Source organism: Paenibacillus sp. S33, from assembly GCF_053615415.1.
The window spans coordinates 4,055,715-4,070,548 of the sequence record NZ_JBSIEZ010000001.1 but is presented as its reverse complement, the minus strand read 5'-3'; the positions used below and the strand labels follow the sequence as shown (position 1 = coordinate 4,070,548).

The window sequence follows — 14,834 nt, the reverse complement described above, 5'->3', positions numbered from 1 at the left end:
TAAATTAGCTAATAAAAAAGTGTGAGAAGAAAACCCGGAAGTACATATCTGACATGTTTGCTTTATAGAAATGAGGAGAGTTTAAGATCAGCGTGGGCGTTTATAAAAGGGTGCTGCCACCACCTCGGCACGCAAGCGTTTGCCACGAATCTCAACCTCCAGCGGTGTGGAGAGGGCGCTAAAACGACTGTCTACCAAGGCGAGGCCGAGATTACGCTTCAAGGTGGGCGACTGAGTCCCCGTTGTGACCTCACCGATGTGTTGTCCTTCTGCGAATACCGGGTAATGGGCGCGAGGGATACCGCGATCCATCATTTCCAGCCCGATCAATTTGCGAGGAATCCCTTGATCTTTCTGACGTTGCAGTGCTTCTCTACCGATAAAATCTCCTTTATTCAGCTTGACGAAGAACCCTAGACCGGCTTCGAGCGGTGAAATCGTGGCAGATAACTCCTGTCCGTACAGCGGCAACCGTGCCTCAAAGCGTAGGGTATCCCGAGCACCAAGTCCAGCGGGAATCAGCCCATACGACTCACCGGAACGAAGCAAACCCTCCCATACGGCTGGTGCTTCCGCAGCAGGTACATAAAACTCAAAACCGTCTTCGCCCGTATATCCGGTTCGTGAGACGAGTGCTTTTGCTCCGAACAATGGCACATTCTCATGGAAGCGGAAAGATGCCAGATTCGTAATGTCCGTATCTGCCACGGCTGCGGCAATACGTGCTGCTTCCGGTCCTTGCAACGCCAGCAATGCTATCGCATCAGACACATTCTCCATGTGAACGGATGCAGGTATATGGCGAATTAGCCAATCCCAATCCTTATCGATGTTAGAGGCGTTCACAACGAGCATGTAGCGCTCCGGTCCTTTGCAGTAAACAAGCAGGTCGTCTACTACCCCTCCATCGGGGTAACACAGGAGTGAATATTGTGCCTGACCTGGTTCCAACTGGCTGACATCATTTGTGGTCACCCTTTGCAGAAAAGCTTCGGCCTCTTTGCCTTCAACCAAAAATTCGCCCATATGCGATACATCGAATAAACCCGCACGTTGCCGGACGGCCTCATGCTCCTTTTGAATGCCGCTAAACTGAACGGGGAGCTCCCAGCCGCCAAAGTCAATACAACGAACCCCAGACTGCGTCCCGTAGGACGAATATAGCGGTGTTTTTCGCAAATTAGTCATTTTTCCACTCCTATCCGGTGTGATCGGCTAAACAAAAAAGACAGGCCGAAAAAAACGTATAGACGGCAGTCTACACTCTTTTTTCAGCTCTGTCCTTGATACCAGAAAGTTACCCCGGTATGTACCGGGTTTCCCCTTGGGTGATCCGCTCCAATAGCGAATGCTCTCCAGAGATGCGTCCGGCAGAGGTCCTTTTGCCTGAGAGATTCACCTGCAATGCAGGCTTACTCCTTCGGCGCTACCTTCGGGATCAACAGTATATTACCTGGCTTTGCAGATAACAACTTGATCCGATTCGCGTGCACTTATGTTTCATAAGCGGCAACAGCTATGCGAATCTTTTTGGCAGTCTCTCCCTCCGCGTTCATCCGCGTTTGCAGTTGTCGGGGTGTTTTCCAAAGCATTTGCTATAACCCATTAATACGCAAATTCATTCAAAATGTCAATAAAAATGTCATCAAAAACAATAGAAAAAACATTTAATATATAAATAAGGATATGTAAGCGTTTGTTATAAGTTATCATATTTTTATATAGTACGCCATATGAGGTCATATGAAGTATTTTTGTTAGTATTATTGACATGAGTGTTCCTGTTGTCATAATCTTAACCTGTCTAATACAGGTGAGCAAAAGCGATTTTATTCATATGGAAGTGAGGGGAACAGGATGGGTGAAGTAAAGCAGCAACTTTGGTATACAGACGAACATGAGTGGGTTCAGCGCACAGAGAATGGAACGTTGCGGATTGGTATTACAGACTTTGCACAGCATCAACTGGGTGATATTGTTTTTGTAGAATTACCTGAGGTGGGAGTAACGATTGAGCAGGGAGCGGAGATCGGTACGATTGAATCGGTGAAGACGGTATCCGACCTTTTTGCTCCGGTGACGGGAACCGTATTAAAAGTGAATGAAGCGCTGGAAAGTACGCCTGAGCTAGTGAATGAATCTCCCTATGAAAAAGGTTGGATGATCGAAGTAGAGATGGGTAAAGATGTGGAGGAAGCATTGGGCAAGCTACTGTCTGCGGATCAATACGAGCAGTTGATTTCCGATGAGCAGTAATGGAGCAATGTAGTATGGAATAAGAGTGTTATTTGTCTGCTCGATTTTTGTATACAACAGTCGCTATGATTTGACATAGCGGCTATTTTTTTGTCTTTTTGCAGACGTAATTACGTGTTTTATTCTGATGTAGAGGGTTGTCCCTATAGTAAGAATCATACATAATCCAGTACGGTTTTTCGACTAATTTCTATAGCTACAGGTCATATTAAGAAGAATTATGCAGGTATAATACCTTCTCGGATAATTTAAATTTAAATGTTGTCATCAACGTTCATGACGAAAGTACGTTTTCATTTCGTTGATGAAGATAGCGCTGTCATTTAGTATGAATTTTAAGAAAAGGTAGTGATGCTTACCTACAAGGAGGATTTGAATATGAGTACATTGGACGCAAAGCCAAGTTCAAAAGGAGGCACTCGTGTCGCCGTACAGCGTTTTGGCCGTTTTCTCAGCGGTATGGTTATGCCCAACATGGGAGCCTTTATCGCGTGGGGATTGATTACGGCACTCTTTATTCCGACCGGGTGGTTCCCGAACGAAGGTTTTGCACAACTGGTTGATCCGATGAAAAATTATTTGCTGCCGCTGCTGATTGGTTACACGGGAGGCACGATGATTCACGGACAACGTGGAGGTGTGATTGGTGCCATTATGACGATGGGTGTCATAGTGGGAGCCGATATCCCGATGTTCCTGGGCGCGATGGTCGCTGGTCCGCTGGCTGCGTGGATATTGAAGAAGTTCGACAAGGCCATTGAAGGCAAAGTCAGATCAGGCTTTGAAATGCTGGTCAATAATTTTTCGGCCGGTATTATCGGTGCCATTCTAGCACTGCTTGCCCATGTGGCGATCGGCCCGGTTGTACAAATGATCAGTCAAGTATTGTCGGCAGGGGTACAGTTCCTCGTGAACGCAGGGCTACTGCCGCTTGTCAACCTCATTATTGAGCCCGGAAAAGTATTATTTTTAAACAACGCGCTGAATCACGGAGTATTAAGTCCGATTGCGTTGGAGGAAGCTGCAAGAACAGGGAAATCCGTACTGTTCATGCTGGAATCCAACCCTGGGCCGGGGCTCGGTATTTTGCTGGCCTACTGCCTGTTCGGTAAAGGCTCTGCGAAGTCGTCGGCTCCTGGCGCAGTCATCATTCATTTTTTCGGCGGGATTCATGAAATTTATTTCCCTTATATTTTGATGAAGCCGATTTTGATTCTTGCTGCTATAGCTGGGGGCGTTGTGGGAACCTTCTGTTTCATGTTGACAGGCGCCGGACTGGTTGCTGCTCCTTCGCCGGGCAGCATCATCGCCTATTTTCTAATGACGCCAAAAGGTGGATATTTGCCAATGCTAAGCGGGGTGATCGCTGCTGCGGTCGTATCTTTTGCTGTTGCCGCAGTGTTACTCAAGACTGGTAAGCAACAAGAAGAGGGGCTGGAGGAAGCTGCATCCCGCCTGAAAGATATGAAAAGTCAAAGCAAGAGTGCAAGTGCTAACGCCACTGTAATGGAAGATAACCACGAATCTGATCGTGCTGCAGAAATTGCTGCAGATCGAACGCTCAAGGATAAATCCGAAGTGAACAAAATCGTCTTTTCCTGTGATGCAGGTATGGGTTCAAGCGCTATGGGTGCCTCGATTTTACGCAAAAAAATGAAGCAGGCGGGTGTGGGCGTAACAGTTACGAATACGGCAATCAGTGAAATTCCACAGGATGCGGATATTGTCATTACGCAAAAAACGTTGACAGACCGGGCTAAAACAGTAGCTCCGAAAGCTGAGCACATTTCCATTGACAATTTTCTGAAGAGTCCTGAATACGAAGCGCTGGTTGAACGTCTGAAATCCGATTCTTAATCCCCATCGAAGTCAGGCGGACTGTATGCAATGTACGTCTCCTGCTGGAGGGATGAGCTTGGGAAGGAACGGTATGCGCTTATGAATATTACGAAACGACAACGTGACATCGTGGAATATCTTCTGGAGCAGTCCAAAGAGGTTACAGCCGGGGAAATTGCTACGAAGATCAATGTCAGCACAAGGACGGTTCATCGGGAACTGGGTGCAGTCGAGCATTGGCTGGCAGCTCATGAGGTGAAGCTGGAGAAAAAGTCAGGGATCGGTATCTGTATAGATGCTGATCCAGCTCAGCTTGTATGCCTGCGAAAACAATTGCTGCATACGAAGTCAGACGAATATTCGGCTGAGGAGAGAAAGATCGTGGTTCTCTGCATGCTGCTGGATACACGGGAGCCGATCAAGCTGTTGGCGCTGGCTTCAGATCTGAAAGTCACGGTAACTACGGTCAGTCATGATCTAGACGAATTGCAAGACTGGATTGAGGAACGTGGACTCATGCTTGTGCGCAGACGGGGGTACGGGGTCGAGATTACAGGGCGGGAGACAGACAAAAGACGGGCGATTTCCGAGCTGGCTCTCGAATATTTGGATGAATCCGATCTGTTTTCAGCCCGGGAAGAACTTCGTCCTGTAACCCGTGTTGCCGACAAGTTGCTGGAGATGATTGGCAGAGATAACCTGCTAATCGTGGAAAAGGCCCTCTGGCAGCCCCATGAAAAATGGTTGGAAAACATGGTGGAAAGCAAGTATATGGAGCTGCTGATTCAAATTTGCGTTTCGCTGGCACGCCTGCGACTCGGGTATGTTATGGATTCTCTTCTCTCGTATTTAAAAACAGATTCGGATGAAAATATCATGCTTCGCACAGCTATGGTGGAACGCATATGCACGGAGTTGTCAGAGGCACTGGATATTGAATTTCCGGAGCCGGAACGATCTTATCTCAGGCTGCTGTTTCGTGATGCCGAGGATCACTCCACCCGACTACTGCCGTTGGATGATCTTGTTCTGTTGGAGTCGGTTCATGAGTTGATTCGCCGTGTGGAGGAAGAGACAGGCACGCCATTGGAAGAGGACCGTGTTCTGCGTGAAGGACTGATTGCCCATATGGCTCCGGTATTCAAACGTTTGAAGGAAGGCAGGTCGATTCGTAACCCTCTCCTTCAGCAAATCCGCAAGGATTACAGCAGCTTATTTGACTCAGTGAAAAAGGCTGCGGCGAGCATGACAGAAATGAAAGTGCCTGATGAAGAGATCGGATTTCTCGTCATGCATTTCGGCGCTTCGCTGGAGCGGCTGCGACAATTGCGTCGGGAGGTGCGGGCCATTGTAGTCTGCACGAGCGGCATTGGATCATCCAGACTTCTGGCAACAAGGCTCGCCAAAGAGCTCCCACAGATCAAAATTGTGGATAGGGCTTCATGGTACGAGGCGGCGCGGATTCCCAAGGAGGATTATGATCTGATCATTTCGACAGTAGAGCTACCGCTTGAACCAGATCGGTATCTTAAGATCAGTCCGCTGCTAACGCAGGAGGAGAGTGACCGTCTACGTCATTTCATCCAGCATATTACACTCCATCATCTCAATGATCATCAGCAGGAACAGGCCGTTCAGCCTGGCCAGGATATGGAGTGGCTTACCGGTCTGCGGAAAAGTCTCGAGGAAATTGTACACATTGTACAGCAATTTCAAGTGTATCCGCTGGAAAATCAAGGGATGGATATGGCGGCGACCGTAGAGGCGATATGCATGCTGGAGGCGGAGCGGGGAAATGTTACAGAGCCTTCTGTGGTTGCTGCACAACTCATGGAAAGAGAGCGCCAAGGTAGTCAGGTGATCTCTGATACCTCCATTGCTTTAGTTCATACGCGGAGCCACTATATTCCCAAGCCTTCGCTTACCTTGTATAAGCTGGCAGAGCCGCTGTTGGCGGATACAGGTGAACAGGTAGAATGCGTGCTGCTCATGTTGGGGCCTCGTGAGCTGCCGAGAGAAAGCTTGGAGGTATTGAGCGAGATTAGTGCATTACTTTTGCAGGAAGACATGGTTACGCTACTGGAACACGGTAGCAGGGATCATATTGTCAATTATATATCGAGTGAGCTGGCTGAATTTTTCCACAGTAAATTAGGGACAGGGAGGAACCTACCGTGAGTATTATGACGATAGACAAAGTAAAAATGAACGCAACCGCCAAAGACAAATATGAGGCGATTCGTATGGCTGGACAAATTCTGCTGGATGCGGGACATATTTCAAGTGAGTACATTGACAAGATGCTGGAACGCGAGGAGATCGTGTCTACCTACATCGGGAATGGGCTGGCTATTCCACATGGCACCAAGGAATCCAAGACGCTTATTCAATCCACAGGCATCTCCATCGTTCAGTTCCCGCAAGGCGTAGATTTTGGGGAAGAGAAAGCATATATGGTGATCGGCATTGCAGCACAAGGCGGCGATCATATGGAGATTTTGACGAGTATCGCTGTGGTGTGTGCGGAGGAAGAAAATATGGATAAACTTCGCAACGCGGTGACCCCACAGGAAATTATAGATCTGTTCGAAAGTGAGCTGGAGCTATGAGAGCCGTCCACTTTGGAGCAGGAAATATCGGTCGCGGCTTTATCGGATTAATTCTGTCGCGTGCAGGCTATGAGGTTGTCTTTTCAGATGTCAACGACACCCTTGTATCCGAGTTACGCCGTCGTAAACAATATACCGTAGAGTTAGCCAATGATACAAAGGATACGGAGCTGGTCACGAATGTAACGGCGATTGACGGCAGAGATGCATCCGCTGTAGCGGATGCGGTAGACCATGCTGATCTGGTAACGACCGCGGTAGGGGTTAGCATTCTCAGGCATATTGCAGCAGGTATTGCCGAGGGAATAGCGCGGCGGGTGGAGCGAGGGGCAGGCCCGCTGCATGTGATTGCTTGCGAAAATGCAATCGGAGGCAGCGCCCAACTGAAAGAGCATGTTTTTGCGCTATTGGATGAGGCGACTCGTGCTAAGGCAGAGGCTTCGGTATATTTCCCCAATGCTGCTGTAGACCGGATTGTGCCGATCCAACACCACGAGGACCCGTTACATGTGCAGGTAGAGCCTTTTTACGAGTGGGTGGTGGATCGTTCACAAATGGCACCTGAGCATGAAGAAATCGAAGGCATCCTGTACGTGCAGGATCTAGAGCCTTACATTGAACGAAAGCTGTTCACGGTGAATACGGGGCATTGCGTGGCAGCCTATCTTGGTTATACCGCAGGTTATGCTACCATTCAGGAGGCCATGAAGGATAGCAAGGTGGTGGATTCGATACAAGGGTCACTGGAGGAGACAGGAGCAGTGCTTGTGAAGCGCTTCGGTTTGGATCAAGGGGAGCATAAGAAGTACATCTCTAAAATTTTGGATCGCTTCCGCAATCCTAATCTGACAGACGATGTTACTCGGGTCGGACGTTCACCGTTGCGCAAGCTGTCTCCCAATGATCGTCTTGTACGTCCCGCGCTCCAAGCGCAGGAGTATGGCATCCCTACGGATCATCTGGCGTTAGGAATGGCTGCTGCCTGTAAATTTGATATTACGGAAGACCCCGAGGCAGTCGAGCTTCAGCAGGTGATCCGCAGTGAAGGACTGGGTGCGGCGCTGACGCGTTATACTTCCATAACCGCAGACCACCCGTTACATCGGCAGGTATTGGAGCAATATGATATTATAAATTCATAAAACAACGAATTATCAACATCTACTTTCCGTAATCCTCTTGAAGACAAAGCATCCACATCAACACTAACGTGTTCTGTAGGGATGTGCTTCAAGAGGATTTTTATATGCGTGATTTACATCACATAACAACCTGCTTAAATTGTTTATATTGATAATGATTATCATTATCTATAAAATGAAATCATTACTATTATAACTATTAGGGAGGATTATAGTGAAACCGATCTATATTACCTTAGGGTTTTTATTTTTGGCGCTTGGAGTTATTGGTGTAGTGCTACCGTTGCTACCGACTACACCGTTTCTGCTGCTAGCGACCTTTTTCTTTATGCGGGGGTCCGAAAGGATTCACCAGTGGTTTTCGAATACCTCTCTGTACCAAAAGCATCTAGAGAGTTTTGTTCAAACAAGATCGTTGAAGCTATCTACGAAAATCACGACATTGGGCTTAGCGTCAGCGATGCTGATTACAGGCTTTATTTTCACGCCTAATGTGTGGGGGAAAGCGCTCATCGTCTTGGTCATCCTTTTTAAATATTATTACTTTATATTCCGCATCGGAACAATAAGAAATGCTGCAGCAGAAATAACGCCTTCATGTTCATCTGAACCTATACCTACACCTACTCCAAAAAAAAGGTCTAAAATGGTCGATAGCCGTCTGCTCGGTCTAGTGGAACATTCTCGGAAATATATCGTATTGGGTGTGCTTGTGCAGTGGATCGGTCTTTTGGGGAGTATAGCCGCTGTGTTGTCTATGGCCTTTGTTATGCAGCAGGCATGGGAAGGACAAGTGACTCGCAAGCTGATTCTATGTATGACGGTCATTGTTATTGCTGCTATTGCAGTTCGCTGCCTGAGCAATTATGCAGCCAGTATGTTATCCTATCGTGCTTCGGTAAATGCTAAAAAAACGCTGCGCTCGCAAATTTACGGCAAGTTGCTGAAGATGGGACCCGTATATACAGATCATACCTCCACCTCGGGGGTTATTCAGGTTGCTGTAGAAGGGGTAGAGCAGCTTGAAACCTATTTCGGTAGATATATGCCTCAGCTATTTTACAGTCTGCTTGCCCCCGTAACGTTATTCATCACCCTCTCTTTTGTCAGCTTCAAAGCAGCCATTATACTATTGATCTGCGTTCCCTTAATTCCAGTGTCGATCATTGTCATTATGAGGATGGCTAAAAAGCTGTTTCGGAAATATTGGGGCAGTTACGTCAATCTGGGCCACAGCTTTTTGGAGAATGTACAAGGTCTGACTACGCTCAAAATGTACGGAACAGACCAGGATAAACATCAGGAAATGAACACAGCAGCTGAGGACTTTCGCAAAATGACGATGAAAGTGCTGACTATGCAGCTTAACTCCGTGGCCATTATGGATCTTATCGCATTTGGTGGTGCTGCTGCGGGTGTACTGGTCGCGATAAGTGAATATTCTTCAGGCCATATTGGCTTGGCAGGAGCGATCATCATTGTTTTGCTGTCAGCAGAATTTTTCATTCCGCTGCGTTTACTGGGTTCTTACTTCCATATCGCCATGAACGGAATGGCAGCAAGCGACAAAATATTTCAAATGTTGAGTACAGAGGATCTTATACATGGACAAGAAAGCATAGAAAACACAGATATTCGACTGAAACAGGTGAGTTTCGCCTACGACGAAAGAGATACCTTACGAAATATATCCATGGATATTCCCCAGGGCAGCTTGGTTTCAATTATTGGGGAATCAGGCTCTGGTAAAAGTACGGTAGCCGGATTGATCGTTGGGCATCACGAGGGGTATCGAGGAAGTCTGACGATTGGAGGAACCGAGCTTACCGATATTTCGGAAGAAAGCCGCATGCGTCACATGACCTGGATTGGTTTTAACAGCTACATTTTTAAAGGCACAGTGGAAGCAAATTTAAAAATGGGCAATGAGCACGCGGATGAGCAACAAATGCTGGAAGCTTTGCGACAAGTGAAGCTGTATGATTTTATTCTTTCAGAAGGAGGACTGGAAGCAGAACTGGAGGAGCAGGGGGCAAATCTGTCAGGAGGACAGCGCCAACGGCTAGCACTGGCCAGAGCATTGCTGCATGATAGTCGTGTGTACATTTTTGACGAAGCCACCTCTAACATTGACAGTGAGAGTGAGGAAGGCATTATGGAGGTAATACATGCGCTGGCAGGTCAAAAAACAGTGATTCTTATCTCGCATAGACTGGAAAATGTAGTTCAATCCGACTGTATCTATGTGCTGCAAAACGGATTGGTGGCAGAATCCGGAACGCATCATGAACTGTTGAGCCAGCAGGGACATTATGCGGATATGTATCTCAGTCAACACCGGGTAGAGCAGTTTGCAAAAGGAGGGGCTGTATATGCGTAGACACGGATTACGGATCATGGGCCAATTATTGGTATTGGCTGGACCTCTTTTACCTGTACTGCTCATCACGATTGTGACAGGAGTGCTTGGTTTTATTTGTGCTATTGGCATTATAGTGTATGGAGCCCTTGCTCTGCTTACAGCAACGGGCATCACGACAGGCTACACCATGTTGTTTTTGCTGACGTCGATCGTGGTTTGTGCCGTACTGCGCGGCGTATTCCGTTATGGCGAGCAAATGAGTGGTCATTATCTCGCTTTCAAGCTACTGGCTGTACTGCGTGACAAGGTGCTTCAAGCCCTGCGCAGACTCGCTCCAGCCAAATTGGAAGGCAAGGACAAGGGGAATCTGATATCACTCATTACGAGTGATATTGAGCTGCTGGAAGTATTTTATGCGCATACGATAGCGCCTGTAATGATCGGCATCATCACTTCACTGCTCATGGTATTTTTTATCGGTTCTTATGAGCCTCTATTAGGCTGGCTCGCTGCGCTTGCTTACCTAACTGTCGGTTTATTTATTCCCTTACTCACGTCACGTATGGGCAAACGTCAGGGGATGGAATACCGAAGCAGCTTTGGCAAGCTGAGCAGTTACTTTTTGGACAGCTTACGGGGGATGAAGGAAATTGTGCAATATGGACAAGGAGAACAACGTTTGAATGAGATTAACCGTCGTACGGATCAATTGGATGCCAAGCAGAAGGACTTGAAGCATCATGAAGGCATCACAAGAGCGATCACAGATGCGGCTGTAGTTGGATTCTCATTCTTGATGCTGCTGGCTGGCTTGTACGGTATGTCTAATGGTCAGGTTGACTTTACAGGTATGCTAATTTCTGTCATTGCACTGTTTAGTTCATTTGGTCCGGTCGTCGCACTGAGCAACTTGTCCAACAATTTGCTTCAAACGCTGGCGAGCGGGGAACGAGTGTTGAGTCTATTGGAGGAAACCCCGGAGGTTGAGGAAAATATCGAAGGGATGAGTGTTGCCTTTACTGGGGCACGAGTAGACAAGGTGACTTTTGCATACGATGGTCAAACGGTACTGAATGATGTAAGTCTCACGATACCGCATAAGCGGATTTTAGGCATTCAGGGTAAAAGCGGCTCTGGCAAGTCTACACTGCTAAAGTTGCTGATGCGATTTAGGGACCCGCAGCAAGGTGAAATTTTGCTATCCGGACACGATTTGAAGGAAATTGGGACCCGACATTTGAGAGGCTTACAGAGCTATGTAGACCAGCATACGTTCCTGTTTGATGATTCAATTGCAGCTAATATCAAAATTGGAAAGCCTGATGCTACACATGAGCAGGTGGTGGAAGCAGCACGTAAGGCATCCGTGCACGATTTTATTATGACCTTGCCTCAAGGGTATGACAGCCGAGTTGGAGAATTGGGGGACAGGCTGTCCGGTGGAGAACGTCAACGCTTGGGACTGGCCAGAGCCTTTGTCCATAATGCGCCTCTCTTACTGCTCGACGAGCCTACCAGCAATTTGGACAGCCTGAACGAGGCAATTATTTTAAAATCGTTAAAGGAACAGCAGCAAGATAAAACGATTGTCCTTGTTTCGCACCGAAGTTCTACCATGCGGATTGCAGACGATATTTTTGAAATGGATAACCGTAGATTGTCCTGACTTTTCTAACTATTGTTATACCTTAAGGGCAAAAGCTGTAGCCTGTTCATAGTTTTGTCATAAAATGGAGTGTGCGTTGAAATGGAAGCGTCATCCTTATTTAAATCATCCAGCTTTTCAAACTTGTCTTATTTTGATAGCCTATTAGGTGAAGATTTTACAAAATCCTGAGGTATATTGACAAGTCATAAACATCATAAATGATGGATGAACAGAGGCTGTAAGCCGATGTACAGAAATGGGTGGTGAACAGGAATGTCAGATTTCAATCAGCTCAATGAGCTTGAGCACACAACATATCCCATATATGAAGGCTATGATTTGGGTCTTACTTATACGCCTGCGGGCAGCAAGTTCAAGGTATGGGCACCGACTGCGCAGCAGGTCCATATAGCGTTGTATAACGATGCGGGGGTGTACGATCAGGAGGGGAACGTTCAGGAGCACAGCGGTGGTCAGGAATTTCTCATGAGCCGTGGTGATCAAGGTGTATGGTCTATAGAGCTGGAAGGGGACTGGAACAAATATTATTACATGTACAGGCTGGAGTGGGCGGACAACACCATTCATTATGCTGCCGATCCATATGCCACAGGGGTATCAGCCAACGGGCAGCGTACAGCGATCATTGATTTGGCTCAAACCAACCCGGACGGATGGGAATTGGATGCGGGGCCTCCACTTAAGCGGCCGACGGATGCCATTCTCTATGAGCTTCATGTGCGTGATTTTTCGATGGATACCCATTTTAATACGGGGGAAAAAGACTTATCTGCTGCTCAGGGACGGTTTGAGGCCTTTACGTATACGGGATTGAAGGATACTGAGGGGAACAGCATCGGGCTGGATCATCTGCTGGAGCTGGGCATTACACATGTTCATTTGCTTCCAGTGGCTGACTTTCATACGGTGAATGACTTTGCAGAATTAGAAACTGAATATAACTGGGGCTATGATCCGCAGCATTATAATGTGCCGGAGGGGTCTTATTCTTCCAATCCGGCTGATCCGGAGACACGCATACGAGAGCTGAAACTGCTGGTACAGTCTTTGCATACTGTCGGCATCGGTGTCATTATGGACGTCGTGTACAACCATACTTATTCGGTGGAACAGGGGCCGTTTGAGCCTATTGTACCTGGATATTATTACCGCACGGATGAACAAGGGCAGCTCACCAATGGATCAGGTGTAGGTAATGAGGTGGCAACCGAACGTCCGATGGTGCGCAAGTATATCAAGGATTCACTACGCTATTGGGCAGAGGAATATCATATAGACGGCTTTCGATTTGATCTGATGGGGCTGATTGATACACCGACCGTAGAGCAGCTTACCCAGGAGCTTCGCTCTGAAGTGCGTCCCGATCTGCTGATCTATGGTGAGCCTTGGACGGGAGGAGAATCTCCGCAACCCTTGCTTACGCTAAAAGGAACGCAACGCGACAAAGGCTTTGCCGTTTTTAACGACAACTACCGTTCTGCTATTAAGGGAGATAGCGACGGTACTGGGAGCGGGTTTGCCACGGGGGCAGAACATCAGGAGGAACAGGTGCTCAAAGGTGCTTTTGGGGCTATTCATGATTTCACAGCTCAGCCATCGGAGACCGTCAATTATGTAACTGCCCACGATAATCTCAATCTGTGGGATAAAATTTTGACAGTAAGACATTTGCGGGAGCACTGTCGTTTTCCACAATGGGAGCAGGGGAAGCCACAGGATGGGAGGACACCGGAACAAGCTGTTGCCGAAGCAGACCCGTATTGGGAATTGGATGAAGATAACTTGCTAGAGAACGAAACCGTACGCAAGTCCCTGTTGGCTAACGGTATGGTACTCACATCGCAAGGCATTCCTTTTATTCATGCAGGGGATGAACTGCTGCGCTCCAAATATGGAGACCATAATAGCTACCGAAGCCCAGATGTGGTGAATGCCATCCATTGGCATAACAAGGCGAGGTTTCGCCCAGTGTTTGATTACTACCAAGGTTTAATTGCTTTGCGGCGCAACCACCCGGCATTCCGAATGGACCATCGTGAGCTGGTGGAGCAGCATATGGAAGTGCTGCAAAGCAGTGGGCATGTGGTGGCTTTTGCTTTGAGGCACCATGCTAACGGCGATGCCTGGAATCATATTGTGGTGATTTATAACGGCTCGGATACAGAGCAAACGATATTATTGCCTGCGGAATCGGATCGTTGGCATGTGGTCGTGGACGCACACGGGGCTGGTAATGAGACACGGTATGAAGTGGTAGGCCATCGTGTGACTGTATCGCGCTGGTCGATGATGGTGTTATATGATCAGGAAGAACCTGCACGAGTCTCCTTTTTGACTGAACAAGATCAGGTTAATCGTCAGGCGGAGAACGAATTGGAAGACTCGGATGAGGGAACAGATCAAGAAATTGCAGGTACAGCTATGACGTTGACAGATGTGCAGCTTGGAAACGATAGGGAAGTCGCTCCATTTCGCACGATTGAACTGATATACGAGCGTGCAGATCGGCAATACACTGGCTGGAACGTATGGGTATGGGGAACTGGGCACCGCGACGGACATGTTGAATTTCGTGATTTGGATGACGGTCGTGCAATAGCGCGTATTCAGGTGTCTCCTGATATACAGCGAATTGGCTACATTGTCCGGCTTAATCACTGGGATGCCAAGGATGTTGAGGCAGATCGCTATATTGATTTAGACCTAAACCAGTCTGTGATGCAGGTATTGATTCATAGTGGCAGAGAAGAATATTTGCTACTGGTAAATGATAATCGGGCCGGATAGACTTGTATGCTTGGTCGCTATATATACGAAAGTAGCATTTTTCGATTATTTCGAGAAATGCTATTTTTTTATGTAAACGTGTGTCAGTTTCAGAAAAAAGGGGTAAAATAGAATTATGGACTTGTTTAGTTTTGCCAGCTTGCTGGCTTATATCCTGTAGTACGACTGGT

9 protein-coding genes and 1 riboswitch are annotated in these 14,834 nt (G+C 47.4%); of the genes, 8 read left to right on the top strand and 1 reads right to left on the bottom strand.

Annotated features, from left to right (window positions below):
* Positions 1-87: 87 nt before the first annotated feature.
* On the bottom strand, positions 88-1,188 hold the full coding sequence (gene gcvT, locus ACWGXJ_RS18490; protein ID WP_452567363.1) for a glycine cleavage system aminomethyltransferase GcvT: 1,101 nt from the start codon (positions 1,186-1,188) through the stop codon (positions 88-90).
* Positions 1,189-1,364: 176 nt separating this feature from the next.
* Positions 1,365-1,463, bottom strand: a riboswitch (glycine riboswitch).
* A 394-nt stretch (positions 1,464-1,857) separates the two neighbouring features.
* Here gcvT and gcvH point away from each other — a divergent pair.
* The 8 genes from gcvH (at position 1,858) to pulA (ending at position 14,664) form a co-directional block, all read left to right on the top strand.
* Positions 1,858-2,256 carry a glycine cleavage system protein GcvH gene (gene gcvH, locus ACWGXJ_RS18485; protein ID WP_250266479.1) on the top strand — a complete coding sequence of 133 codons (399 nt, stop codon included), beginning with the start codon at positions 1,858-1,860 and terminating at the stop codon, positions 2,254-2,256.
* A 378-nt stretch (positions 2,257-2,634) separates the two neighbouring features.
* Positions 2,635-4,113: a PTS mannitol transporter subunit IICB gene (locus tag ACWGXJ_RS18480; protein WP_452567362.1), complete on the top strand. Its 1,479-nt coding sequence runs from the start codon at positions 2,635-2,637 to the stop codon at positions 4,111-4,113.
* A gap of 81 nt (positions 4,114-4,194) precedes the next feature.
* On the top strand, positions 4,195-6,273 hold the full coding sequence (locus ACWGXJ_RS18475; RefSeq protein ID WP_452567361.1) for a BglG family transcription antiterminator: 2,079 nt from the start codon (positions 4,195-4,197) through the stop codon (positions 6,271-6,273).
* Complete coding sequence (locus ACWGXJ_RS18470; protein WP_235308869.1) at positions 6,270-6,704, top strand: PTS sugar transporter subunit IIA; 435 nt, start codon at positions 6,270-6,272, stop codon at positions 6,702-6,704. The genes ACWGXJ_RS18475 and ACWGXJ_RS18470 overlap by 4 nt, the downstream gene beginning before the upstream one ends.
* Positions 6,701-7,846 (top strand): mannitol-1-phosphate 5-dehydrogenase, encoded by a 1,146-nt coding sequence (locus tag ACWGXJ_RS18465; RefSeq protein WP_235308871.1) that lies wholly within the window; start codon positions 6,701-6,703, stop codon positions 7,844-7,846. The genes ACWGXJ_RS18470 and ACWGXJ_RS18465 overlap by 4 nt, the downstream gene beginning before the upstream one ends.
* Before the next feature lie 214 nt (positions 7,847-8,060).
* Positions 8,061-10,226, top strand: coding sequence for a DUF454 family protein (locus ACWGXJ_RS18460; RefSeq protein WP_452567360.1), 2,166 nt, complete (start codon positions 8,061-8,063; stop codon positions 10,224-10,226).
* Complete coding sequence (locus tag ACWGXJ_RS18455) at positions 10,219-11,874, top strand: amino acid ABC transporter ATP-binding/permease protein (RefSeq protein ID WP_254328708.1); 1,656 nt, start codon at positions 10,219-10,221, stop codon at positions 11,872-11,874. Before ACWGXJ_RS18460 ends, ACWGXJ_RS18455 begins: the two co-directional genes overlap by 8 nt.
* 255 nt (positions 11,875-12,129) lie before the next feature.
* Positions 12,130-14,664: a type I pullulanase gene (gene pulA / locus ACWGXJ_RS18450; protein ID WP_452567359.1), complete on the top strand. Its 2,535-nt coding sequence runs from the start codon at positions 12,130-12,132 to the stop codon at positions 14,662-14,664.
* Positions 14,665-14,834 lie beyond the last annotated feature (170 nt).